Here is a 25939-nt window from a genome sequence, read left to right as displayed (position 1 = left end):
AGGGAACATCAAAAGACGAATGCCAAAGTTGGTTGGTCACTTTTGTTGGTTGTATTTATTTGAATAGGAGGAGTAAGAATGAAGGGCAATGACTATAAAAAAATAATGAATTCAAGGAGAAAAAGACGCGCAATAAACAAAAAATCGCTACTAGCGAATTTAACGGTCAGCGGGATGTTACTGACGAGTTCTGTGGTTGTTCCCACTACATTGTTGTGGGCACCAAAGACCGCAGAAGCATCATTGGTTTCTGCTGAGATTTTTAGTAATGTCCAAGCATCAAATGATTCTGGAACAAGTGCTGCAGCGCCATATTCAAATCCTGGAGATACCAACCCAGTCAACTTTACCATCAGCGGATCGAATGCGGTGACGCTTGACGTCTTAAACGGTGATAAAGTCGCAATCGTTGGTGTGCCAAAAGGGCTGACTGGCTTTGTACAACCAAATGGCAATGCCCGGGTATCAACAAATATCACTCTGCAACTTGAAGATATTGCCGCTATCCAAACACTGATTGGAACGCTTACGCCTGCTGTTGACACATTGGTAGGAACGGTGGATGCTCTTGTGAATCAGAACTTAGCGGATGCATTAGGGATTCCAGAAACGATTAATGGCTTTCCAAATTTATTGTATCAAGCAGCTTCCATCGTTGATATCAGTCAAGTAGTATCCGTCAATCTAGATGACATCTATGAACAATTGGATTTATTGAATCAGTTAGGACAATTTGGACAAGCCGATTTTGAAGTGCCTGCTGGATTGACAGATAATGAACGTGCCTTGATTGCCAATGTGGATGACGGCTTATTTATTGTGGTCAACCAACGCATCCAATCCATTTTGGAGAACTTGAAACAGGCGCAAATCCAAGTGAGCATCTTGGGAGGAGCAAGTAACATTCCTGGGATTGGCTCATTGATCGATGGCGTCAATACACTTGTCCAAGAAACAGTCAACACAGCTAAAGCTACTCTGAATGTTACCGTCGATGCTACACAAGCTGTGTTGAATGGAACGACAGATCTTGCTGATCAAATCGCATCGGCATCTGTTTTAGGTCAAACGACAGTTGTGATGCCAACGACCGTGACGACACCAACGACTTCAGAGCTGATTGCAAATGGTGTGACGAATCCGTCGAATCCATACGAAGCTCGATTTGCAGGTACTTTTTCTCAATCTAATCTACTCACACTTGATTTATTTACAGATGAGGATGGCAATAATTCCATCTGGTTAGCAGCAGAACCTGCAGCAGAACAAACGGAAACACCAACCATCGATCCTGTTGCGGCTGGTGATACCGCTATCAGCGGAACAGCAGAACCAGATTCAACAGTAACAGTGACTATCGGAAATGAACAGCCAGTCACAGCAGTAGCGGATGCCCAAGGCAACTGGACAGCCGAGGTACCAGAAGTCTCTCAAGGGGAAACAGTGACCGTTGTGGCAGAAGCAGATGGCAAAGATCCGAGCGAGCCAGTGACAGTGAGCGTCGCAGGTTTGACCGTTGCAGCACCTACAGCCTCCATTAGTGGCAATGAAACAGATGGCTATCCAGTCATTGGGAAAGCAACACCGAATGCAGCGATTGAGATCACGAACGCTCAAGGAGACGTTGTCGGCAGTGGAACGACTGACAGCGATGGCAACTATCGCATCGTAATTGCCCCCGATCGAGTCGCCCCAGAAGAAAACTTGAATGTCAAAGCAATCGTGACGGCTGGTGGTCAAGACTACAGTAGTCCAGAAACAGCAATTACTGTTCCAATTGATGATACAGCGGAACAAACAACAGCGCCGGCGATTGACCCAGTGACGGCTGGCGATACTACGATCAATGGCACAACGGAACCTGGAGCAGCAGTCTCAGTCACAGTCGGCGAAGAAGACCCAGTGACAGCAGTGGCAGATGACCAAGGAAATTGGACAGTTGAAGTGTCAGAAGTGACGGAAGGTGACACGGTCACTGTAGTAGCCACAGCTGACGGAAAAACACCAAGTTCGCCAGTCAGTGTGAGCGTTAGCGGTTTGACGGTTGAGGCACCGACGGCAACGATTAGCGGTAATGAGACAGATGGCTATCCAGTAATTGGACAAACGGTTGCTGATGCTGCCATCGAGATCACGAACGCTCAGGGAGTTGTTGTCGGCAGCGGAACCGCAGATGGGGAGGGCAACTATCGGATTGTGGTTGCGCCAGATCAAGTTGCCCCTGAAGAAAACTTGAATGTTACAGCAATTGTGACTGCCGGAGGGCAAGACTATCGTAGTGGAGCAACACCGGTTGTTGTGCCAGCCGATACTCAAGAAAACCAAACTGAAACGCCGTCGATCGATCCGGTGAACGCCGGGGATCAAACGATCAGCGGTACAGCTGAACCGAACGCCAATGTAGTGGTAACTGTCAGCGGAGAAGAGCCAGTGACGGTCGTTGCGAATGACCAAGGTGATTGGACTGCGAATGTACCGGAAGTTTCTGAAGGCGAAACAGTGACTGTGGTAGCTACTGTTGGTGACAAAGAGCCAAGTACACCCGTCAGTGTCATCGTCAGCGGAATAAGTGTTTCTGCACCAACTGCATCAATTACTGGTAACCAGAGAGATGGTTATCCTGTAGCTGGTCGAACAACTGCGAATGCAGACATTGAAATCACCAATGCCCAAGGAGAAGTCGTAGGTAGTGGTACTGCCGACGGTGATGGCAATTACCGGATCGTGATTGCTCCAGATCAAGTGACACCTGAAGAAAACTTGAATGTGGCAGCAATCGTGACTGCTGGAGGTCAAGAGTATCGGAGTGCCAATACACCAGTGACGGTTCCAGCAGCCAGTCAAACAGAAATCCCAACCATTGATACGATAGCAGCAGGAGATACAGCAATCAACGGTACAGCAGAACCAGGGGCAAGCGTCACAGTGGCTGTGGATGGAGAAGAGCCAGTAACAGTCGTTGCGAATGACCAAGGTGATTGGACTGCGAATGTACCGGAAGTTTCTGAAGGTGAAACAGTGACTGTAGTAGCTGCTGCTGACGGAAAAGAACCAAGTATACCTGTGAGCGTCACGGTCAATGGATTGACCGTCAATGCACCAACAGCCTCTATTAGCGGCAACACGTTGGACGGTTATCCGGTTACGGGTAAATCTGTGGCTGACGCTGCGATCGAGATTACCAATGCGCAAGGAGAAATCGTAGGTAGTGGCACTGCTGATGGGAATGGCAACTATCGCATCGTGATTGCACCGGATCGTGTGTCACCAGAAGAGGATCTGAATGTGGCAGCAGTCGTGACTGCCGGAGGCAAAGACTACCGCAGCGGCAATACACCAATCATTGTTCCAGCAACGGTTCTTACAGAAACACCGACTGTCGATCCAGTTAAAGCAGGAGATACAGTGGTCAGCGGGACAGCAGAACCTGGAGCAACAGTCACGGTCAATGTGAGTGGCGAAGGGCCAGTGACTGTCAATGCCAATGAAGAAGGCAATTGGACAGCAAACGTACCGGAATTGTCAGAGGGAGATACAGTGACCGTCGTAGCTACAGCTGACGACAAAGACCCAAGCGCACCAGTGACAGTAAGTGTTAGTGGTTTGACGGTCGCAACACCGACTGCAGCAATTAGTGGGAACGAAACCGATGGGTACCCAGTAGTTGGTAAAGCAGTAGCTAATGCAGCGATCGAAATCACCAATGCCCAAGGAGAAATCGTGGGTAGCGGCACTGCAGATGACGATGGCAATTACCGTATTGAGATCGCGCCAGATCAAGTCACACCAGAAGAGAACTTGAATGTCACAGCAGTCGTCTCTGCTGGCGGGAAAGATTACCGTAGCGGAGCAACCACAGTAGTTGTGCCAGCCGATAATCGTGAAAATCAAACAGCAACACCAACGATTGATCCTGTTAGTGCTGGTGATACGACAGTCAGCGGAACGGCAGAACCGGGTTCAACAGTAACTATTACAGTCACCGGAGAAAACCCAATCACTGTCGAAGCAGATGATCAAGGCAATTGGACGACGGATGTGCCAGAGGTTTCCGAAGGTGATACTGTAACCGTTGTGGCAGAAACGGATGGGAAAGATCCAAGCGCACCGATCAGTGTCACTGTTGGAGGAATCACTGTTGCTTCACCAACCGCGTCAATTAGCGGCAATGAGATCGATGGTTACCCAGTGACTGGTAAAGCAGCAGCGAATACAACCATTGAAATCACCAATGCGCAAGGAGATGTGGTAGCTACTGGCACCACTGATGGTGATGGCAATTACCGGATCGTAATCGCTCCAGATCAAGTAGCTCCAGAAGAAAGTTTGAATGTGACGGCAGTCGTAACCGCTGGCGGGAAAGACTATCGCAGTGGAGCAACACCAATTACCGTGCCTTTAGCAAACCAAACGACCACGCCAACGATTGATCCCGTCACAGCCGGTGATGAGACAATCAGCGGAACGGCAGAACCAGGTTCAACCGTCACCATCACCAATGGCGACAAAGATCCCGTCGTCGTTGAAGCAGATGATCAAGGCAATTGGACTGCTGAACTACCTGAAGTTTCCGAAGGGGATACCATAACTGTCGTGGCAGAAACCGATGGGAAAGATCCAAGTGCACCAACCACAGTTACGGTGGATGGACTGACGGTTACCGCACCAACCGCATCAATCAGCGGCAACGAGATTGACGGTTATCCAGTTGTTGGTAAAGCAGCACCTGATGCCACAGTTGAAATTACTAACGCGCAAGGGGATGTGGTAGGGACTGGCACTACTGATGGCGACGGCAATTACCGAATCGTGATCGCTCCAGATCAAGTAGCTCCAGAAGAAAACTTGAACGTCGCAGCGATCGTAACAGCTGGTGGGAAAGACTACCGCAGCGCCAACACGCCGATCACTGTACCAGAAGACAACCAAACAGGAATCCCAACGATTGATCCCGTCACAGCCGGAGACGATACAATTAGCGGAACAGCAGAACCAGGTTCCACTGTCACCATCACCAATGGCGACAAAGATCCCGTCGTCGTTGAAGCAGATGAGGAAGGTAACTGGACCGCTGAAGTACCAGAAGTTTCGGAAGGCGACACTATAACTGTCGTGGCAGAAACCGATGGCAAGGATCCAAGTGCCCCAATCACAGTAACAGTGGATGGCTTGACAGTTGATGCACCAACCGCATCAATCAGCGGCAATCAGACCGATGGCTATCCCGTTGTTGGGGAAACAGTGGCTAATGCAGTGATTGAAATCACCAATGCTCAAGGCGAAGTTGTGGGTACCGGCACAGCCGATGAAGAAGGCAATTACCGAATCGTGATTGCGCCAGAGCAAGTGGACCCAGAAGAAAACTTGAATGTCGCAGCAATTGTGACCGCTGGTGGCAAAGACTACCGCAGTGGTAATACACCAATCACAGTACCTATGGAAAAAACGGCTACGCCACTCATTGATCCAGCGATTGCCGGGGATGAAACAGTCAGCGGAACCGCAGAGCCAGGTTCTTCAGTCATTCTGACCATCAATGAAGCAGCACCAGTGATGGCGCGAATTCTGGGTGGGTTGAACACCACCCGTGCCTTTGCCGCACCACTTGAATTAAGAGCGGATGAAGCTGGCAATTGGCGTATCAATGTAGCCGAGCTATCGGAAGGAGATGTGTTGACGGCTACTGCACAAACTGATGGGAAATATGTCAGTGATCCGATGAGTATCGTCGTTAGTCCCGTGACGGTTGCCGCACCTACTGCAACAATCAGCGGCAATGAATCATCTGGGTATCCGGTTACGGGGAAAGCTGATCCAAATGTAACCATTGAAATCTCTAATGCTCAAGGAGAAGTGGTGGGCACTGGTACGACAGACAGTGAAGGCAATTACCGGATCGTAGTAGCAGCCAATCGCGTCGAACCAAAAGATAATTTATATGTTGTTGCGAGTGTCGTTGCTGGTGGCAAAGAATACCGCAGTGCAGCTGCTACAGTCACAGTCCCGGTTGCTGGAGTTGACGACGGTAACACTGGCGGCGGCAATACTGGCGGTGGCAATACTGGCGGTGGCAATACTGGCGGTGGTAACACTGGTGGCGGCAATACCGGAGGAAATAATATCGGTAATGGCAATAACGGTGGAATCAATATCATCGGCAATGGGAACATCAGCGGTGGCAACAACATCAATAGTAATAATAGTGGAGGCAAATACTTGCCGCAAACTGGCAGTGAAAGTACTTGGTTTGCATCAATGATCGGTGCTGCACTGGTTGCGATCGGTAGTCTTGGTTTCTTCAAATCAAGAAAGAAAAAAAATCAGTAACTGCTGAAACTGGACCAAAGCAAATAATTGCTGATCTATAAGAGAAAGCTCTTGCGATGTGTCCATGTCGCAGGAGCCTTTTTTTAGAAATGTTCCTGAATCTATATAGCCTTTCTGCTGCGTTACCACCAATTCTACTAATGGTTTGAAGAGTTACGAAAACTGAGAGCGAAAAGAATAGAGACGTTAATAGAAAATATGCAGATTTAAACAGGAATTTTTTCTTTTTTGACTATCCATGCTACACTAAATTTTGTAGTAAATGGAAAAAGCTTTCAATCGTTTGGTTACGCAGGTTGCGTGATTGGAAGGCAAAAGGATGGTGTAGAGGTTGATAGGCGACAAAGGCAAGGAAGCACGTGTCCATCACGTTTTTGAGCGTGTTGCGGAGAACTATGACCAGATGAATACCGTGATTTCTTTTCAACAACATAAACGCTGGCGAAAAGATACGATGAAACGGATGCAAGTCCAAGCAGGTAATGATATCCTTGATGTCTGCTGCGGAACAGGAGATTGGACATTGGCACTGGCAGAAGCAACAGGATCTACTGGGAACGTGATCGGCATTGATTTTAGTGAGAATATGTTGGCTGTGGCAAAGAAAAAAGCAGCGGAGCAAAAGACAAAGATCGAATGGATGCAAGGAAATGCAATGGCACTTCCTTTTGCAGACAATACGTTTGATGTTGTGACGATCGGGTTTGGTCTGAGAAATGTTCCTGATCTTGTAACCGTTCTAAAAGAAATGCAGCGGGTTGTAAAACCTGGCGGAAAAGTGGTTTGTCTGGAAACATCACAGCCCACTTTAATTGGTTGGCGGCAGCTGTATTATGCGTATTTCCGATTCATTATGCCGCTGTTAGGAAAACTGTTTGCTAAAAGTTACCAAGAATATTCTTGGTTGCAAGAATCAGCTAGAGATTTTCCTGGCAAAGAAGAATTGTCTCACTACTTTCAATCAGCAGGACTGACTAATATAGTTGTCAAAAGCTATAGTGGAGGTACTGTAGCCATGCATCTCGGATATAAACCAACCAATTGAATCCAATAAAAAGCATGTGTTGACATAGAAGCTGTTAAAGGGATGTTGCTGAGAAAATCAGCTCATTTTCGAAAACAAAGACGAGTGCTTCAGATCAAAATAAAAACCAACGTCAGTTCACACTGGACGTTGGTTTTTTTGCTGTCTATTTCACTGTGTTCATTTTGCGGGTGCTTATTGTTTTCCGGTATTTTTTAAAACGATATTGGTGTAGAGCCATACCGTTAAAAGATAATAAACGGCATAAAGGGCAACAAAGATCGCAAATGGTAACCAGATCTGATCATAGGGATCACTCAATAGCATTTTAAACATTTGCAGTCCGAATAGTACGTGAACGATTCCTAATAATCCTGGGACTAAGAAAAGCACGCCGATCTCTTTGCGGATCGATTTTTTCAGAAGCCCATTGCGAGCACCGATTTTTCTAAGCATGGTGTAGCGCATAATATCACTGTTAGCCCCTGAAAGGATTTTGAACATCAAGCAACTAGCTAACATTGTTAGAAAGGCAATTCCTAAGAAGAAGCCCATGAATTCAAATCCTGAGAAAATGCCGTTGAATGTGTCATAAGCATCCGCTCGTTGCATAAGATTACTTTCTCCAGCGAGTGAGGGGTTGTTCTTTTGATTCAACTTAGCAAGTGCTGTTAATTTTGGTAAGATCGCTTGAAAATCTTTGACTTGAATCATTTGCAAAGTGGTTTCAGGTGCATTTACTTGGGCAAAGGCTGCAGCAGACAACAGTTTGATTTCTTTTGTCCGCTGTTCTGGTAATTCGAAGCTACGCAATTCATCCTGTTTCGCCACATCAGCGGCAATGGCTTGCCCATCCAATGTACGATAACCAGCCCTCTGACTAAGATCTCCCTGTTCTGTAACGATCAAAGGATCTTTGTCAAATTCTTCTTGAATGTAATAAACGGCTGTGTCATCCTCTTTTTGGCGATAGCTGACATTCAATGTTGGGTGTAAATCCGCAATTTTTTGTTGGTCGACAGTTTGGGCATTATTCAGAACCAAGTCATAAGAGGTCATCGCTTTGGCCATTTTAGGGATTTCATTTCTGAAACCAAGACCAACGGTTAATGCGCCCAGTGCTAGTGCGAACAGCATGGATACTAACGAAAGCATCTGCGTATAGTCACGGATACGGAAGTTTAACTGAGACAAAGTGAAATTATTCAATTTTTTCAGTGCGATGGCATCTGATTTCTTTAATAATGTCAAAATCAATACGATCACAGAGCGGAAAACTAGATAGGTTCCCAAAACGATCGTGACTAGGGCAATCGCAATACCCATAATTTGAAATTTCATTAGATCGCTCATAACATAATAACCGATTCCAAGAAAGATGATCCCCAAAAGGGTTTGAACCAATAAGAATGGGAATTTTTGCTTGATTTGTGCAGGTGTACTAGTTTCTCTCAACAAATCCAAGATGGCTTTTTTGGCAATGGCTGAAGCATTGACGATTGCTGCAATCAGGAAGAGAATGGCAAAAAAGACCAGTGTGATCACAAGTGCTTTTACATTGAATGGCGAAAAATGAGTAATCTTTATATTTAACTGTTGTACTAAAAGATCATTGACAATTTTCGTCAATCCGATACCTGCTAAAGCACCAGCAATGGTTGCAATAATCCCTACAAAAAATGTTTCGATGAAGATCATTTGGGCGATTTTTCGTCCTTTTGCTCCTAACATCATAAACATGGCATAATCCTTCTGCCGCATCGACATTAAGAAAGAATTGGCATAGAGAATGTAGGCAAATGTGATGATTCCTAGTAAGACCGTTCCAAAGTGAAAGATAATGACAACGACACCAATCGTCGAATTGTTTTTCAAGAATTCTTCATTACTAGCCATTGATTGAAACATATAAAAGATGGCAGAAGCCATAACCAGACCAGAAAACAAGACGATGTAGTCTTTTAAGCGGCCTTTGATACCAGTAAGTGATAATTTCCAAAGCATACCATTATCCTCCTACTGTTCCAGATTTCCTAAGATGACTAAGATCTGACGATAAAAGTCTTCTTGGGTTTGATTATTTCGTTTGATTTCTTGATGGATCTTACCATCTTTGATAAATAAGATTCGCTTGCAATAACTTGCCGAAAGCGGATCATGTGTTACGAGTAAGATCGATACTTGGTCATTTTTGTTTAAATCATCCATCATGTCTAATAAATCCTTGGCACTTTTTGAATCCAAGGCACCCGTTGGCTCATCCCCAAACAAGATCGTTGGTTCGGTGATTAATGCTCGCGCAGCGGCTACCCGTTGCTTTTGACCACCAGAGATCTCGGAAGGATATTTATCCAAAATTTGGCTGATGGATAAGCGATTCGCGACTTGTTGAATGAGCTGTTTGATCTTTTTCGGCCGTATGCCTTGTAAAGAGAGAGGCACAGCAATGTTTTCAGAAGCCGTGAGATTTTCTAGTAGATTGAAATCTTGGAAGATAAAGCCGATTTCTCTACTGCGAAAATCTGCCAATGCATCACCGCGTAATTTTGTGATATCTTTTTCGTTGATGCGGATGTTTCCGGAAGATGGATGGTCCAATGTGGATAAAATATTCAACAACGTTGATTTACCAGAACCGGAAGCACCCATAATACCAATAAACTCGCCTTTATCAATCGCAAAGCTGATCCCTTTTAGGGCTTCGGTTTTTTTCTCATTATTTTTGCCGTAAACTTTCGTTAATTCGTTTGCTTCAATAATTTTTGCCATTTGTTTATCACCGTTCACTTTCTAATTGTTTCAACGCTTTTTCAGGAATAGCATTCTTTTGCACTTCTTCATAGGAAGTCACGCCTTTGTTTTGATTCCAGGTAATTTTTAAGTAAGCGTCTTTTTTCAAAGGACGATCTTTCATCCCTAAGAATTCCAGATTTTTCTTCTTTGCGTCTTTGTCGTAACCAGGTAGTTCATATTTATATTCGATCACTTGATTGCCTCGATCGTCTTCGGTTTCGATCTTTTCGCCATCGGTCGTGATCTGAACATAGTAACTTTGGCCGCCCATGATGACTTTCTCAGCAATTTGTAACCCGGCAAACAAAACGATTATTAGGATACCCAGGCCGATCCAAAATTTCTTCATCTATTCTCACTTCCTTTAATTTGTAAAGTCTAAAGAGAATTATAGCGGGCGTAAAAACAATTGTAGTGTGAAAAACCTATCAATAAACTTTCATTTTTGTCATGAAAACAATTTCATGATGCCCTCCTTTGTATTGGGAGCTGTTAACCAAAGGTTCACCTTTTCAACGCATTCCGTGTATCAAGAGACCGTTGTAAACGAAAAACCATGGGACCTCCTTCATCAAAGAGATCCCATGGCCTTCAATATTTTTTTCGAAACAATGTAATGATCAAGCGATCCTTTTCGTAACTGATTGTTGCTTCATCGATCAACAATCCTAATAAATAAAAGTCTTTTTCTTCATGAATCGACTGGTGCCCGCCTAAAAGTTCAATATAATAACTTTCTAGCGCAATGTCTCGTGGGGTATTCAACATTTCCGCAAATACGGCTAAATCACTGGGCTCTTCTGGACAGGTCCCAGCAATAATGGCTCGAAATCCTGTTTTTTCGAAAGACATCTCAGTAGTGATATGAGGGCAGTCGTGGGAAAGAAAGTAGGTGACCACTTCATCCACGATCCGCCGTGCTTGTTCCTTTTCTATCATTGGTTCATCCGCCTTTTGATTTGGTTGATCTCATCTAACAAAGGTACCATAGCTGCCGCCACAAAGCCACTGGAAAAACCATTATTATAAAGATTCAACCCGCCATGTAAGTAGGTAATATTGCTTACTAACGCCGCATGGGCAATACTGGCAAAGATTCCTGCAATTGGTCCATAGTAGCCGCTGATTGGTGCTAAACTTGTTCCAAAAATCGCAGTCAACAGCAATTGAAAGGTCGAAGTCTCAGTGGTAAAGCCTAAACGTGTGGCAAGAACGACCCCAATCAAAATCGGCAGACTATTTTTCCAGTGATTTCCGAAAGCACTAAAGCCAACCACTGTCAGAACAGCACCAAGTAATGGGCCTGATAGCTGGCCCCCAAGCAAGTAGATGAATACAAGCAGCAGCATCCCCATGATCGCCATGTTCATCAGTGTGACCCCTAATGCAAAAATCGTGACGAAGTCTGTCACCAGTTTACCGGAAACATCGAATAGATGAGCCAATCCTTGGAAAGAACGGTGATTCAATAAATAACCGGTTAAAAAGAGCAACCCGCATAAGCCGCACAAAAAGAAGAGTAAAAAGGAACTGTACTCAGTCGTCAAATACGTTTGTTCGGTAATGTCACGTCCAAATAGACGCGTGAAACTTGTAAAGAACATGGTCACGATTCCGGTGGCAAAGCCAATGTTATACAAAGAGAAGCCTTGATGAAAGTGTAAGAATTGTGCGGCCAGAGGCGGCAATAAAATGCCTAAGATAATTCCAATAGTATAGCCTAATAGAACGCCAGTCATTAATGGGAAACCCATCCCAAAAGCCAAATAACTGATGACAGGTGAAGCTGCACTCCCGAATAGACCAACAAGCGAGTACTGTCCAAAGGGCTTTTTTTGAATCCGTGCATAAAGATAAACGCCTAACGGGATTGGAATCGAATTGAATAAATTTTTCCCGAAAAAAGAAAATCCGGAAATGGTGAAAAAGGCAGCAATCATTGGTCCAGTGATACTGTTTCCTTTTGTTTTGGTGGTTAGGATACTTACCAAGGTCAACACGCCGCTATTTAAAAAGGCACTGCCTAAGTTGCCGATGGCAAAGTAATCCGAAACGAGATTACTAGGAGAAGTCAAAATCCGTAGTGAACCGAACCATAGATCACTTATCGGTGTACTCAGGACACCAATAGCAATCAAAAGGATGCTGTAAGCAATCAATAATCGTTGTGTCAACAATTGCGAAATCGGTGCAAAAGACTTATTCGTTGTTTGATAAAAGATTTTTTTATTTGCCATAAATCCTCCTTTTTTTTATGTTAGCATAGATCGACTGGATTCGGGATACTTTCAGTCATTCAAAAAAGTTTTTTTGTTGTTTTTTGAGATTGGTTAGTGAATACGCTAAAAAGCGCTGTACATTTTTTATTTCTGAGAAAAGATAGGATAGACCTGGCACGGATTTGCATAAAGATGAGCTGCTCAATTTCGAAAGCTTATAGTGTTATTGAATGATTGGCAGAGCTAATTATGACTGAAAAAAAGCGCATCTTTCAATCAAATATTTCAGTGATCGATGAAAATAATGACATATAAAAAATGAGGAAACTTGCTATAATCAACACTAATCTCTCTTTATTTTTTAATTTGTGCGCATCTAGAGAGCAAACTTATTGGTCGACGGGGAAAGTCGCCTTCTTTCACAGGTTAACTGTTTTATCAGTATATGAATAAATAGAGATTAGTCTGAGAGAAGGAAAAACGAATAAGTGGACGATTATCGGGTAAGATTAAGGAGGAAGCTATGAAAAAATATCGGTTTGGCTTAATTACACTTATGTCAGTCTTTGTTCTGGGCGCCTGTAGCCAAGGAAATAACAAAACGGACTCGACAGGGGCACAGGGAACAGAGGATACAACAGCAAACAATGTAGAAAATATGCCACTAGAGGTCAAAAATGATGGTGATCCTATCGAAGGAGAAACCCTGGATGTGGCAGTTGTGATGGATACACAGTTTCAGGGCTTATTTCAATGGGAATTCTATCAAGATACCTATGATCGTCACTTTATGTCTCCAAGTCATGAATACTTATTTTTAAATGACGATGACTTTAAGATTGTGGACGGTGGCCCTGCGGATTTAGAATTGGATCAAGAAAACAAAATTGCCACCATTACACTAAGAGACAACTTGAAATGGTCAGATGGAGAAGAAGTAACTGCAGAAGATGTGATCTTTGCTTACGAAGTGATCGGCCACGCAGATTACACAGGGATTCGTTATGACAATGATTTCACGAACGTGATCGGTATGGAAGAATATCATGCTGGTGAATCAGACACAATTTCTGGAATTACTGCTGTCAATGATAAAGTTGTTCAAATCGAATACAAAGAAGTTCACCCGGGTATGATGCAATCAGGCGGAGGCGTCTGGATGTCTGCATTAGCAAAGCATACCTTTGAAGGAATTGAAATCAAAGACATGGAATCAAGCGATCCGGTTAGGAAAAATCCTATTGGTTTTGGGCCGTATGTGATGAGCAATATCGTGGCCGGAGAAACAGTAGAATATGTTCCCAACGAATATTATTATGGGGAAAAACCAACTTTAGATAAGATCGTTCTCCGAGGTGTACCGTCTGCTTCCATCAATGAGGCACTGAATGCCAAGCAATATGATATAGCACTGTCGATGCCAACTGATACTTTTGATGCTTACAAAAATACTGATGGGTACCAAATGCTTGGTCGTTTACAGCAGTCTTACACTTACCTTGGCTTTAAACTGGGAACATGGGATGCTGAAAACAAAACGGTTGCTTATGATCCTAATTCTAAAATGGCGAACAAAGCATTGCGTCAAGCAATGGGTTATGCAGTAGACAACGATGCAATCGGTGAACGTTTCTATCATGGATTGCGCACCAACGCAACCACATTGATCCCGCCAGTTTTCGGTTCTTTGCATAACGAAGAAATCAAAGGGTATACGTTAGATTTAGATAAAGCCAATCAGCTACTCGATGATGCTGGCTATATCGATACCGATGGCGATGGGTTCCGTGAAGATCCAGACGGTAATAAACTAACGATCAATTTTGCTTCTATGTCTGGCGGAGAAACTGCTCAACCATTAGCCGATTACTATGTACAACAGTGGAACGAGATCGGTTTGGATGTTCAGTTTTCGACTGGACGCTTGATTGATTTCCAAGCATTTTATGACAAATTGGAAAATGATGATCCAGACATTGATGTTTTCATGGGTGCTTGGAACACCGGATCTGACCCTTCGCCAACAGGATTGTGGGGACCAAATTCGCCGTTCAATTATACGCGCTATCAGTCAGATAAAAATACCGAGTTGCTAGCTGCCATCGACTCGAATGCTTCGTTTGACGAGGACAAACGGAAAGAAGCTTTTGATGCATGGCAAGAATATGCCTTTGAAGAAGCATTTGCGATTCCAACATTGTTCCGAAGCGAGATCCTGCCGATCTCTGACCGCGTGACGAATTTTTCATGGGCTTACGATGTCGATCATAATCCATGGGCTGCGATTGGTGTGACGGATAGTTCTCGGTAAAGTAGAGATAGAATAAATAGAAGGAAGTAAAAAGCAAAAAAGTAAAAAGGATTTCGCTATAAATGAATACCCGGAGGACTAAGTAGCCGTGTTCTGGCAATGCCAGAGCATCGTGGCGCAGACTGTACGTTTGCGCTACTGCTACTAAGTCTTTCGGGTATGTTTGTTCATTATTCTGTTTAACGCTGAGAGAAGGTTTTCAATGGTTGAATGACAGGAAAGATCCTATCGATCTAGCTGATGTGATTTGAGCGAAGTCAGCTTAGGGCATGAGCGTAATGAATATTTTTAAATTCTTTTGGGGTTGTCCCAGTGATTTTCTTGAAACTTTGAATAAAGTGGCTTTGACTGGAGAAAGCCAATAATGTGCTGATTTTTTCATAAGAATGATCCGTAAATAAGAGTAAGTGTTTGGCTTCAGCAATTTTCTTTTCTTGGATATAGTTATGGATTGTTTTGTCCATTTCTTTTTTGAATTGACTGCAAAGATGGGTCTTATGCTTTTGAGTAATATCCGCTAAGTCATCGATGGTGATTTTTTCATAGAGGTGGCCATCGATATAGTTGACGATCGTTTTGACCAGCAACGATTTTTGGGCGAAAGGATAGCTGTGCAACAGCTCCATAAAACGATAGGTCGCTTCTTTGATATACCGCAGGCATTCATCCGCCGTGTGAATGTAGATCAATCCTTGGATCAATGAATCCGATAATCCGAATGCTTGATTGACTGGGACGCCTTCATCGATACTCATGCGGGTGACTACAGCCACAAAAGCAGAAAATTTTAATTTCAAGCCTTCCAATTCAAAAGGGGACAAAGAGACACTATAAGTTTCCTTCATCTTTTTGAAGACCCAAGCAACTTTTTCTGGTTCATTCCGCTTGATATAATCAAGATAGCGTAACTCAAAATGATAAGAGTCAAAAGTTGATTCATGGACACGCCGGTCGTACAGATTGGCTTCTAAATTGAAGTCTGTCTGGATCGATCGATTACCTGGCTCTGTTTGGTAATGCCAGCGCAATTGTTCTTGAGTTAAAGGCTGATTCGCAAACAAGGTATGCACTAATTGAATGTATTCTTCAAATGAATATTTGTCTTCTTTAGAGTAGTGAATATTGTAATGGTATTCGTGTCCTAGAAAAACACAGGAGTTTTCCGGTGTCCCGATCACGCCGCAAGGACCAACCATTAAGTAAAAACGCTGGCCTTCCAATTGAAATTGAAAACAACCTAGCATATATTTTCCAAAATGATAAAGCGTTACGGATTGTTCATCAGTTGCTTCTAAATAGTGGCTGATGGGCTTTTTTGTCTGCCATGAACTTTCTGGATGCAACCAAGTACCATTTTCATCTAATAAGATCATAGGAATAAGATATTTCCGGTATAAAAGATCCATCGCAAGTTTAATGCTTTCTATATTCATGTGTTGACCACCTTATCTATTCGTTCTACATAATAGTTCTATCTCTACTCAAAGTATAATCAAAATTTTTTAGCATGCAACGAATATTTTGCTATGAACGCTATTTTTTTAGTATAAAATCTGTTGACTTCTTTTTATAATACATTATGTTAAAACGCTTACAGAAAGGAAACATAATGGACACAAGAGAATTAAGAAAGTTATTTATGCAATTATCACCTGAAGAAAAAGTTGCCCAGACAGTCCAGCTTAACGGAAGTTTGGTCGTGGAAAACGATGTAATGAATACAGGTCCGATGCAAGATTTGGGTTTACCAGAAGAGTTGAACTTTTACGAGGTTGGTTCGATTTATAATGTAAATGATTTTGCAAAATTAAAACGATTGCAAGAAGAAACACTGAAGAACAGTAAGCATAAAATCCCCTTACTATTCATGTCAGATGTGATCTACGGATTTCGGACGATCTTTCCGATTCCTTTAGCACAAGCTGGATCATATGATTTTGATTTGATTCAACAAGCCGCTGAAATGACAGCGAAAGAGAGTTATCTGAATGGATTGCACGTGATTTTCTCACCAATGTTGGACTTATCTCGGGATCCGCGATGGGGTCGAGTGATGGAATCGCCAGGAGAAGATGTGTATACCGCGAAACAATTTGCCAAGAGTGTTGTGACTGGCTACCAAGGAGATTGTAGCAAGGGTGTCCCTGAGAATCATGTCGCAGCTTGTATCAAACATTTTGCAGCTTACGGTGCTCCAGAAGGTGGTCGAGAATACAACACTGTCGATATGTCCAACCAGCGTCTATTCAATGAATACATGCAGCCGTATCAAGCGGCGATCGAAGCGCAAACGATGTTAGTCATGACGGCTTTCAATGTGTTGAACGGCGAACCGTCAACTGGCAGTAAGTGGTTAAATCGAGAAATTTTGCGGGAACGTTTTGACTTTGATGGTGTTCTTGTCTCAGATCACGCGGCAATCAAAGAACTAGTTCCACACGGCTATGCTGCGGATGACAGAGAAGCAGCCAAAAAAGGATTGGAAGCAGGCGTCGATTTTGATATGATGACTTCGGTCTACGCCACACATCTACCGGAATTAATTAAAGAGCCTGCCTTCGCAGAATTATTGGATGAAGCAGTTTGGCGTATTTTGGAATTAAAAAATAAATTGGGACTTTTTGAAGATCCTTACCGAGGCTTGCAGAGTGAGCAAACTGGTGAAATCTTAACAGAAGAAGCCAAAGCTTTAGCAGTCAAGCTCGTTGAAAAAAGCAGCGTACTGCTGAAAAACAATGGCAGTCTTCCTTTACAAAAAGACCAAAAAATCGCTGTGATCGGACCTTATGGAGAAAGCCGATTGACTTTAGGCTTCTGGGCATCCGTCAGTGGAAAACCGCAAGATGCTGTTCCGTTAAAAGAAGGATTATTGAAGAACTTATCCACCGAGCAAGTTCAATTTGCTCGTGGCTACAATTTGTTTGACTCTTATGACGGGTTTGGTCCCCTCAAAGCTGGGATTGAGATGCTGAATGGTCCGATCGAGCCAGCTGATCAATTGTTGACAGAAGCCGTGACAGCCGCAGAAGCAGCCGATGTGCTCATCTTGACGTTTGGCGAACAGTTTTTAGAAAGCGGGGAAGGCGCTTCTCGGGCGAATCTGCACCTGCCGGAAAAACAAGTTCGCTTGATCAAAGCGCTGAAGGAAACGGGCAAACCCATCGTTGGTGTACTATACACAGGGCGCCCGCTGGTCTTGACAAATGTGGAACCACTATTCGATAGTTTGTTACTCGTTTGGTATCCCGGAATCATGGGGGGCATCGGTATCGCAAATCTATTGACAGGAAAAGCGAATCCCTCTGCACGGTTGACAATGACTTTCCCAAGAAGTGAGGGCCAGATCCCTATTTATGGGGCCCAGCTTCCGACAGGACGTCCTTTTAAAGCGGCTAATCCAGCAGATCGCTTTATCTCTAAATATCGGGATGAGTCAAATGACCCATTGTTTGCGTTTGGTGAAGGGCTTAGCTATAGCTCGTTCCAAGGAAAATGGCTGGGCAGTGAGGTCAATGAGCAAACGATCAACTTACAATGTCACATCAAGAATGATTCTGATCGCACGGCTGACACAGTTGTTCACGTTTATTTAAATCAACGACCAGCAACGATCGTACGTCCCATAAAACAATTGGTGGCTAGTGAATTTGTTTCGTTGGGACCACTGGAAGAACGTTCCTTAAATATCGAACTATCGCTGACAGATCTTGTCTTTTATGATAATCAAGGACAAAAACATTTTACTAAAGGAAACTATCAGCTCGTTTTAGCGATTGATGGAAAAGAAGAGTCACTAACTGTGACAGTATAAGAGAAGGAGTGTAAAAAAACATGGAAAAATTAGAAGCAATTTTAAGTAGCAAATTATTGCCAATGTCTCAAAAGCTACAACGAAATAAAGTGTTAGCTGCATTGATGGAAGGATTTATTCGTACCAGTCCGATTACGTTGGGGATCGCCTTCATTACGATCGTCGGGAACTTCCCAATTCCTGGTTGGACAGACTACTTAACGAAAATCGGTATTTTTCAACATGTCGAAGCCATCACTAATGGTGCTACTGGCGTCTTTGCATTGTATGTTGTCTATAGCTTAGCGTATTCATATGCCAAACAGTTAGGTTCAAATGAACGGAACTCAGCAATTATTTCATTAGCCAGCTTTATCATGCTGATGCCTCAAACGATCGCTACAACTGTGATGCAAGATGGTCAAGCCGTAGAACAAACGATTGGCGCATTGAAATTGGACTTCTTAGGAGGCCAAGGACTCTTTATTGGTATGTTGACGGCATTATTGGTTACTCGTTTCTATGCCTTTCTTTCTAAGAAAAACATCATGATCAAATTGCCAGACAGTGTACCGCCAATGGTGACACAATCTTTGGCTCCAGTCTTTGTCGTTACGATCATCTTTGTTCTCGTCTTTATCATTCGCGTATTATTTGGCTTAACGGCGTCTGGATCAATCTTCCAATTCTTTATTGATGTGGTGAATGCGCCGTTGAATTCATTGGTCGCTAGTCCACTGTCCATCATCATTATTATGGAAGTTTTGGCGGTGCTTTGGTTCTTCGGTATCCACAATGCTGTGTTACAAGGACCTCTTGGGGCAATCAGTATGACAATGGTCGTTTCAAATATTGCGGCATACCAACAAGGACAAGAACTTCCTTATCTCGTTCCATCAGTTATCTACATGGGCATGTATGCGGCTGGGTTCATGGGCTTTGTCACATTCTTCATGATACGCAGCAAATCAGCAAAAATGAAACAATTAGGTAAATTATCCTTTATCCCATCGATTTTCAATATTACGGAACCAATCATGTTTGGAATGCCGATTATTTTGAATCCGATATTCTTTATTCCACAAGTATTTACTCAACTGATCGCTGGTTTTGTGACATGGGGACTAACTACAACGATTTTGCCGATCAATTTGAATCCAACAATGAGCTTATTGCCATGGACGACACCAACATTTATTAAAATGCCATTCTCAGGTGGCGTCAACTACACGATCTTGATGGTGATCTGTATGTTGATTGGTATCGTTATGTGGTATCCTTTCCTGAAAATTGCGGACAAGAAAGAATACGAATTAGAACTTGAATCAGAAAAGATGAAAGCACAAGAAACAGAAGCAGAAATGACTGCAGAAGAAATTCAAGCATAGTCAAGTTTGCTCAAGCGTAATATAAGGAAGTGGGAAGAATGAGTTATTTAAGTATCGATATTGGCGGCACAAAAATCAAATCAGGATTGGTCCAGCAAAATATCGTCATAGAAAAGAACAATTTCCCAACACCTCAGTCTCTCGAAGAATTTTCTGAATTGCTGGAAACGATCATCAACAGCTATTCAGAGAGCCACTCATTTAAAAAAATCGCTTTTTCAGTACCAGGTTCGGTCAACGAATCCGGTACTGTCTTCTTTGGTGGCGCATTGCCTTATCTAAATGAAGTCAACTTAGGTCAGCTAATTGGAAACTTCGATCTTACGGAAGATTACCAAGTATCCGTCGAGAATGATGCCAAGGCAGCCACATTAGGAGAAATGACTTGGGGGCATTTACAAAATGTATCCAATGGAGCAGCGATTATTTTAGGGACCGGCGTGGGTGTTGGACTGTGTATCAATGGTCAGCTTTACAAAGGGAGTCACTATCAAGCAGGAGAAGTCAGCTTTATGATCCGAGACCGGCGCATTACAGGTCCAGATTCATTTGTTGGCGTTGGATTGTCGGCGGTAGCGCTGATCCAAAAATTATCTGAAACCTTGCAAGTAGCTAACGACGGACCAATCGTGTTTCAGACACTGACAGATTCTGATAACCAAATGGCACAGGATCTCTTTCTTGATTATTGCCATGAGGTCGCCGTTCTCTGTTTTGACATCCAATGCCTATTGGATATCGATAAAATCGTGATTGGCGGCGGGATCAGCCAACAGCCAACACTAATTGAAACCATCCAAAGCTGCTATCAGCGGCTACTAAAAGCAGCACCAATCATTGAACAAACATTACGACCAATCAACATCGAAGCGGCCAAGTTTCAGGCAGATGCAAATTTGATTGGCGCGGTAAAGGGGTAAATGTATGAGTAAATTTCCAAATGATTTTTTATGGGGGGCATCAACCAGTGCCTATCAAATAGAAGGGGCTTGGGATACTGATGGAAAAGGTCCTTCTGTCCAAGATGTCAAAGAGATTCCTGCTGGAACCACAGATTTTAAAGTGGCTTCGGATCATTACCATCGCTATGAAGAAGATGTCAAATTGTTCAAAAAACTAGGCATGAAAGCCTATCGTTTTTCTATTTCATGGAGTCGTGTCATGCCAAATGGCGTCGTTAATCCAGAAGGTTTGGCATTCTATCAGAAATTGATCGATTTATTGCTTGAAAACGAGATTCAGCCGGTCGTTACTGTCTTCCATTTTGATTTACCGGTTTATATCGCAGAACAAGGTGGCTGGGAAAATCGGGAAACGATTCAGTCTTTTGCAGACTACTGCCAAGTGCTGTTTGAACACTTTGGTGACAAAGTACCATTATGGCAAACCATCAATGAACAAAATGTGATGGCATTAGCTGGTTCTGTCATCGGTACAAGCCAAAAGAGTATGAAAGAAAAATTCCAAGAAAACCATCATATGCTGGTGGCACAAGCGTTAGTCACGAAGCATTTCCATGCCGGCGATCACATTGGAAAGATTGGTCCAGCGCCAAACATCGCCAGTGTATATCCAGCTTCGGATAAGCCTGAAGATCAGATGGCCGCTTTATACATGAGTGCCTTGAGAAATTGGTTGTTCCTTGATGTGGCCGTTTTTGGGAAATACAATCACAATGCTTGGCACTTATTGGAAACCATTGGTGCCGCACCAGAAGTTACGGCAGAAGATCGTCAAATCCTTCTTGACGGCACTTGTGACTATATTGCATTGAATTACTACAACACGATGACCGTCAGCAGTTATTATCAGAAAGAAAATAAAATCGATCAGCAATCAGGCTTTGGAATTCCAGGGTTCTTCCAAGCAGTTGAAAATAAAAATCTGCCAATGACTGAATTTGGCTGGCCCATTGACCCAGAAGGGTTCCGTTTTACATTGAATGAAGTTTATTCTCGCTATCGGTTGCCGATTTTGATCACCGAAAACGGTATCGGAGCCAAAGACGTTTTAACAGAAGATGGACAGGTGCACGATCAATACCGCATTGATTATCTGCAGCAGCATATTGCTCAAATGGAATTAGCCGTCAAAGATGGCGTCGAAGTGATTGGGTATTGTCCTTGGAGTGCGATCGATTTGATCAGTACCCATGAAGGCATCACGAAACGTTATGGCTTCATTTATGTCAATCGCACAGAAGATGATTTGTTGGATTTAGCCCGAGTGAAAAAAGATAGTTTTTACTGGTACCAACAAGTGATTGCACAAAATGGATTAGGAGAGTAAGTTATGTACATGCAAGAATACTCTCTCGATGAAGCAGCAGGGGCAGGATTAACCGTCTACCTTCATGAAGAAAAGCCTGAGTTTGCCCGCGTCGGCAAACGACCATTCATTTTAGTGATTCCCGGAGGAGGCTATTCCTTTTGTAGCGAACGGGAAGCGGAACCCATTGCATTGAATTTTCTTGCTCAAGGATACCATGCGGGGGTGCTTCGTTATCATGTCGGGGAGTTTCGCAGTTTTGACGCTTCCTTACAAGATGCGCAAGAAGCACTAGCTAAAATCACCGAAATGAGTGCTGGAGCATGGCCTTCGATCGATGCAGAGAAAATCGCCGTGATTGGTTTTTCTGCCGGTGGTCATCTGGCAGCTGCATTATCAACGCTTTCTGAGAGAAAACCGAGTCTTTGTATTTTAGGTTATCCTGCGATCTTACAATCTTTTGCAAAAGTCATGCAGATCAAGGCCCCGTCATTAGAAACTTGTGTGACGCCAGAAACGCCGCCTACTTTTGTCTTTTCGACGTTTGAAGACAATGTGGTACCAATTGAGAATTCACTTTTATATCTGCGGGCGTTGGAAGAAAATGATGTGCCTTTCGAAACGCATCTTTTTCAAAAAGGCAAACACGGTCTTTCATTGGCAACGGAGCGTTTCGGTAACCGAGAAGAAATGGTCGATCCCCGTTTTGGACGCTGGTTTAACGAGTGCGTGGAATGGATGGAGATCAACTGGGCGGAATCATCGACAGGTGAAATGCCAGCTGCGCTTGTTGAATGGTCCATTGCAGCCTTGATCAAAGAACCGAAAAATCGCGCCTTATTAGTCAACAGTTTTCCTAGTTGGCAAGAGAAGAGTACCTTCAAAATCGTAAAAAACTTCAGTTTGCAACAGTTGACTGCCATCATTCCGGAACGCTTCCCACAAGCACAATGTGATCAGTTAGTTGCCCAGCTGGTGGATCCAAGGAGAGGAGAAATAGAATGAAAGCCTGGCTCGTTCATGAAAGTTATAAAGCAGCCACGACACCTTTTGCTGAGGTGCCAGCTGAACTATCAACGGTGAAAGGGTGCAAAAATAGTTTTGCCGCTTGTCAACTGTTACTGCATGATGGCAAGCGAAACCACTTTGTTTTAGGACGTGAATTTGCGATCCCTGACGAAATCGAGATCCCTATGTACCGGATCGAAATTACTAGCGAATTGCCGGTTACGAGTCAATTTGTCGGCTATTATACTGGACAGCAGGAAATCGATTTTGCAGATAAATTGCTGGATCAAACAGCCAAAACCTATCCAGGAGATCGGATGGCTACAGTTTATTTAGAATTCCCATTGGATCAGTCCATTGCAGCAGGCAGCTATCCAGTGGAGATCACTATTTACCGCGCCCAATTGGCCGGCGCTGATTCACTTGTTTTAAGCAAAAAAATCACGGTGGAAGTTTCCGCATTTGAATTTCCGGCAGATTACCGCGATGGCTTTAACTTAGATGTTTGGCAACAGCCATCGATTCTTGCGCGAACTTATGATGTACCGCTATGGAGTGAACAACACTTCTGTCTGTTAGAGGAAATGGCAGCAAGTTTGGCCAAAATCGGTCAAAAGGCGATTACTGTGATTGCCGGTGAAATTCCTTGGAAAGGTTGGTTTAATTATATCGTCAAAGACTATCCTGCGAATCTCTATGAGTATTCAATGATCAACGTCAATAAGACAGAATCAGGGGCTATCACCTGTGATTTTTCTGTCTTGGATCGGTATTTGAATTGTTTCTTTCAAGCAGGGATTGATCAAGAGATCGATGTTTTTGGTCTGTTAGGTGTTTGGCAGCCGCCTTTCTTCCCGGTAGTGCCTATTGATTATCCGGAGGCATTAGTGGTTCGTTACTTAGATGAAGCGACTGGCAAAATGATGTTTATTCAGCAGAAAGCAGATTTGCAAAACTACATTGGACAAGTTTTTGCCCACTTTAAAGAGCTGGGTGTCTGGAAAAAAGTCCGGATCGTTTCCGATGAACCAAAAAAACATCAGATCAACCTGTTCAAAGAGTCGCTTGCTGAATTAAAAGCAATCGATGAGACGCTGCAAGTCAAAGTCGCTTTTGACAAAGAGGATGTCTTGACGGAACTTTTGCCATTGGTTGATTATCCAGTGACTTCTTATTACTGTACCTGCAATCATTACCAAGAGTTGAGTCAAAGTCATTCAGGAAAAACCCAGTATTATGTCTGCAATTACCCAGACAAGCCGAATACATTCCTCCATAGTCCATTACTTGAAACTCGCGTTCAAGGGATCTTGGCCCACCATTTTAAAACCGATGGGCTTTTACGCTGGGCTTTTAATTGTTGGCCGGAAAACGCGCGGGAAGATATTCGCTACAATACGAGTTCGCTGCCGATCGGCGATATGTGCTTGATCTATCCAGCTTACTCCGGACATTTGGCACTGTCGCTACGCTACAAACAGTTACAGCGGGGAATCGAAGATTTCTATCTAGTCAAACAAGCTGAAAGACAGCAGCCAGAACAGACAGCAGACTTACTGGATACTTTTTTGACAAATCCCAATAGTCAAGAATGGATGGTAGATAGTCACCAAAGTCAGCCAGATCTGTTCCTACAAACAGCATCTGATTATGAGGCTCTCCGTGACGCGCTATTAACAATAATCGCAAAATAAATCAAAGGACCACGAATCCTTAAGGATTCGTGGTCCTTTTTTTCAAAAATTGCAAGAAAAACGCATTTTTCCATGAAGTGAGCGTTTCGTTTTTCATTTCATGAACATTCCTCTACACTTTTAAGTAAGGTCATGGTTCTACATGACGAGCATGAAAAAAATAAGGAGGAAATGAACATGTCAAAAAAAATCAATGATCCATTAACGAAGTACTATAACGGCACATTTGAAAAGCAGGAACAGGAAGCACCAGCGGTCCAAGGAAAAATGCAGCCAGTACCAGATTGTGGTGAAACTAGCTACAATGGTTCAGGACGATTAGCAGGCCGCAAAGCATTAGTCACAGGCGGGGATTCAGGCATCGGTCGTGCAGCAGCCATTGCTTTTGCTAAAGAAGGCGCGGATGTGGCTATCAACTACTTGCCTTTTGAAGAAGAAGATGCCCAAGAAGTGAAGACTATCATCGAAGAAGCAGGTCAAAAAGCTGTATTGATTCCTGGCGATTTGAAAGACGAATCTTTTGCGCGTCAGTTGGTTCATGATGCAGCGAAAGCGTTGGATGGTTTAGATATTTTGGTCTTGAATGCAGGTATGCAACAAGCGGTCAAAGATATTAAAGATTTGACCACCCAACAAATCACGGACACATTTACAACGAATATCATCTCCATGTATTGGACAGTTCAAGAAGCCCTGGATTATTTACCGGCTGGCGGCAGTATCATTACCACTACTTCCATCCAAAGTGCAGAACCTAGTGCTCATCTGTTAGACTATGCAGCAACCAAAGGAGCGATCACTTCATTTAGTAAAGGATTGGCAGCACAATTGAGTTCAAAAGGTATTCGCGTGAATACTGTAGCACCAGGACCAATCTGGACACCACTACAAATTTCAGGAGGACAACCACAATCAGCGATCCCTGAGTTTGGACAAAAAGAATTATTAAAACGGGCTGGCCAACCCGTTGAATTAGCGCCAGTTTATGTTTTCTTAGCGTCAGATGAAGCCAGCTATGTCACAGGACAAGTCTATAGTGTAACAGGCGGAAGCTTCTTTGCTTAAAACCCGTTGTTAAAAAACGCTTACGACAATAAAAAATGCGAAGTAAGAAATA

At 43.4% G+C, this 25939-nt stretch carries 16 protein-coding genes; 10 read left to right on the top strand and 6 right to left on the bottom strand.

Features of this window, described 5'->3' with window-relative positions; translation table 11 throughout:
* Nucleotides 1-78 precede the first annotated feature (78 nt).
* Together IGJ45_RS10635 and IGJ45_RS10630 are read left to right on the top strand one after the other, a co-directional pair.
* Entirely contained in the window at nucleotides 79-6327 is a 6249-nt protein-coding gene (locus IGJ45_RS10635; RefSeq protein WP_438768678.1) for an Ig-like domain-containing protein, read from the top strand.
* A 331-nt stretch (nucleotides 6328-6658) separates the two neighbouring features.
* Nucleotides 6659-7372: a demethylmenaquinone methyltransferase gene (locus IGJ45_RS10630; RefSeq protein WP_081131681.1), complete on the top strand. Its 714-nt coding sequence runs from the start codon at nucleotides 6659-6661 to the stop codon at nucleotides 7370-7372.
* A 174-nt stretch (nucleotides 7373-7546) separates the two neighbouring features.
* On the opposite strand, the gene IGJ45_RS10625 is transcribed toward IGJ45_RS10630, so the two are convergent.
* The 5 genes from IGJ45_RS10625 to IGJ45_RS10605 all read right to left on the bottom strand — a co-directional run bounded on the left by IGJ45_RS10625 (nucleotide 7547) and on the right by IGJ45_RS10605 (nucleotide 12381).
* Nucleotides 7547-9355 carry an FtsX-like permease family protein gene (locus IGJ45_RS10625; protein WP_208774107.1) on the bottom strand — a complete coding sequence of 603 codons (1809 nt, stop codon included), beginning with the start codon at nucleotides 9353-9355 and terminating at the stop codon, nucleotides 7547-7549.
* Between the two features lie 12 nt (nucleotides 9356-9367).
* A complete protein-coding gene (locus IGJ45_RS10620) occupies nucleotides 9368-10120 on the bottom strand; it encodes an ABC transporter ATP-binding protein (RefSeq protein WP_349703837.1) in 753 nt (250 codons plus the stop codon).
* Nucleotides 10121-10127: 7 nt separating this feature from the next.
* Nucleotides 10128-10493 carry a YxeA family protein gene (locus IGJ45_RS10615; protein ID WP_003126104.1) on the bottom strand — a complete coding sequence of 122 codons (366 nt, stop codon included), beginning with the start codon at nucleotides 10491-10493 and terminating at the stop codon, nucleotides 10128-10130.
* Nucleotides 10494-10735: 242 nt separating this feature from the next.
* Nucleotides 10736-11083, bottom strand: a complete 348-nt coding sequence (locus IGJ45_RS10610; RefSeq protein WP_005471043.1) for a hypothetical protein — start codon at nucleotides 11081-11083, stop codon at nucleotides 10736-10738.
* A complete protein-coding gene (locus IGJ45_RS10605) occupies nucleotides 11080-12381 on the bottom strand; it encodes a DUF1576 domain-containing protein (protein ID WP_349703836.1) in 1302 nt (433 codons plus the stop codon). Before IGJ45_RS10605 ends, IGJ45_RS10610 begins: the two co-directional genes overlap by 4 nt.
* 505 nt (nucleotides 12382-12886) lie before the next feature.
* Between IGJ45_RS10605 and IGJ45_RS10600 the strand changes: the two genes are divergently transcribed.
* Nucleotides 12887-14674: an oligopeptide ABC transporter substrate-binding protein gene (locus IGJ45_RS10600; RefSeq protein ID WP_081131676.1), complete on the top strand. Its 1788-nt coding sequence runs from the start codon at nucleotides 12887-12889 to the stop codon at nucleotides 14672-14674.
* 257 nt (nucleotides 14675-14931) lie between these two features.
* Here IGJ45_RS10600 and IGJ45_RS10595 read toward each other — a convergent pair whose 3' ends face one another.
* The gene (locus IGJ45_RS10595) at nucleotides 14932-16107 is read right to left on the bottom strand and encodes an AraC family transcriptional regulator (RefSeq protein WP_103299593.1); all 1176 of its coding nucleotides are present in this window, start codon (nucleotides 16105-16107) and stop codon (nucleotides 14932-14934) included.
* Between the two features lie 176 nt (nucleotides 16108-16283).
* On the opposite strand from IGJ45_RS10595, the gene IGJ45_RS10590 reads away from it, so the two are divergent.
* From IGJ45_RS10590 to IGJ45_RS10560, 7 genes are all read left to right on the top strand, one after another.
* Nucleotides 16284-18485, top strand: a complete 2202-nt coding sequence (locus IGJ45_RS10590) for a glycoside hydrolase family 3 N-terminal domain-containing protein (protein ID WP_423121553.1) — start codon at nucleotides 16284-16286, stop codon at nucleotides 18483-18485.
* A 20-nt stretch (nucleotides 18486-18505) separates the two neighbouring features.
* Nucleotides 18506-19852 (top strand): PTS sugar transporter subunit IIC, encoded by a 1347-nt coding sequence (locus IGJ45_RS10585; RefSeq protein WP_171917364.1) that lies wholly within the window; start codon nucleotides 18506-18508, stop codon nucleotides 19850-19852.
* Between the two features lie 38 nt (nucleotides 19853-19890).
* The gene (locus IGJ45_RS10580) at nucleotides 19891-20772 is read left to right on the top strand and encodes an ROK family protein (RefSeq protein WP_349703834.1); all 882 of its coding nucleotides are present in this window, start codon (nucleotides 19891-19893) and stop codon (nucleotides 20770-20772) included.
* A 4-nt stretch (nucleotides 20773-20776) separates the two neighbouring features.
* Complete coding sequence (locus tag IGJ45_RS10575; RefSeq protein WP_349703833.1) at nucleotides 20777-22141, top strand: glycoside hydrolase family 1 protein; 1365 nt, start codon at nucleotides 20777-20779, stop codon at nucleotides 22139-22141.
* A 3-nt stretch (nucleotides 22142-22144) separates the two neighbouring features.
* On the top strand, nucleotides 22145-23125 hold the full coding sequence (locus IGJ45_RS10570; RefSeq protein ID WP_349703832.1) for an alpha/beta hydrolase: 981 nt from the start codon (nucleotides 22145-22147) through the stop codon (nucleotides 23123-23125).
* Nucleotides 23122-24822 carry a DUF4091 domain-containing protein gene (locus IGJ45_RS10565; protein WP_195452412.1) on the top strand — a complete coding sequence of 567 codons (1701 nt, stop codon included), beginning with the start codon at nucleotides 23122-23124 and terminating at the stop codon, nucleotides 24820-24822. Before IGJ45_RS10570 ends, IGJ45_RS10565 begins: the two co-directional genes overlap by 4 nt.
* Before the next feature lie 177 nt (nucleotides 24823-24999).
* Nucleotides 25000-25887 carry an SDR family oxidoreductase gene (locus IGJ45_RS10560; RefSeq protein WP_003126107.1) on the top strand — a complete coding sequence of 296 codons (888 nt, stop codon included), beginning with the start codon at nucleotides 25000-25002 and terminating at the stop codon, nucleotides 25885-25887.
* Nucleotides 25888-25939 lie beyond the last annotated feature (52 nt).

This window comes from Enterococcus sp. DIV0574, assembly GCF_051711125.1.
Lineage (GTDB): Bacteria > Bacillota > Bacilli > Lactobacillales > Enterococcaceae > Enterococcus_D > Enterococcus_D gallinarum.
This window is presented reverse-complemented; position numbering and strand designations above follow the sequence as displayed.

Bases quoted from the DNA above. Each gene is read 5' to 3' on its own strand.
- IGJ45_RS10635 (WP_438768678.1), top strand. From the start codon at position 79: ATGAAGGGCAATGACTATAAAAAAATAATGAATTCAAGGAGAAAAAGA.
- IGJ45_RS10625 (WP_208774107.1), bottom strand. From the start codon at position 9,355: ATGCTTTGGAAATTATCACTTACTGGTATCAAAGGCCGCTTAAAAGAC.
- IGJ45_RS10620 (WP_349703837.1), bottom strand. From the start codon at position 10,120: ATGGCAAAAATTATTGAAGCAAACGAATTAACGAAAGTTTACGGCAAA.
- IGJ45_RS10615 (WP_003126104.1), bottom strand. From the start codon at position 10,493: ATGAAGAAATTTTGGATCGGCCTGGGTATCCTAATAATCGTTTTGTTT.
- IGJ45_RS10610 (WP_005471043.1), bottom strand. From the start codon at position 11,083: ATGATAGAAAAGGAACAAGCACGGCGGATCGTGGATGAAGTGGTCACC.
- IGJ45_RS10605 (WP_349703836.1), bottom strand. From the start codon at position 12,381: ATGGCAAATAAAAAAATCTTTTATCAAACAACGAATAAGTCTTTTGCA.
- IGJ45_RS10600 (WP_081131676.1), top strand. From the start codon at position 12,887: ATGAAAAAATATCGGTTTGGCTTAATTACACTTATGTCAGTCTTTGTT.
- IGJ45_RS10595 (WP_103299593.1), bottom strand. From the start codon at position 16,107: ATGAATATAGAAAGCATTAAACTTGCGATGGATCTTTTATACCGGAAA.
- IGJ45_RS10590 (WP_423121553.1), top strand. From the start codon at position 16,284: ATGGACACAAGAGAATTAAGAAAGTTATTTATGCAATTATCACCTGAA.
- IGJ45_RS10585 (WP_171917364.1), top strand. From the start codon at position 18,506: ATGGAAAAATTAGAAGCAATTTTAAGTAGCAAATTATTGCCAATGTCT.
- IGJ45_RS10580 (WP_349703834.1), top strand. From the start codon at position 19,891: ATGAGTTATTTAAGTATCGATATTGGCGGCACAAAAATCAAATCAGGA.
- IGJ45_RS10575 (WP_349703833.1), top strand. From the start codon at position 20,777: ATGAGTAAATTTCCAAATGATTTTTTATGGGGGGCATCAACCAGTGCC.
- IGJ45_RS10570 (WP_349703832.1), top strand. From the start codon at position 22,145: ATGTACATGCAAGAATACTCTCTCGATGAAGCAGCAGGGGCAGGATTA.
- IGJ45_RS10565 (WP_195452412.1), top strand. From the start codon at position 23,122: ATGAAAGCCTGGCTCGTTCATGAAAGTTATAAAGCAGCCACGACACCT.
- IGJ45_RS10560 (WP_003126107.1), top strand. From the start codon at position 25,000: ATGTCAAAAAAAATCAATGATCCATTAACGAAGTACTATAACGGCACA.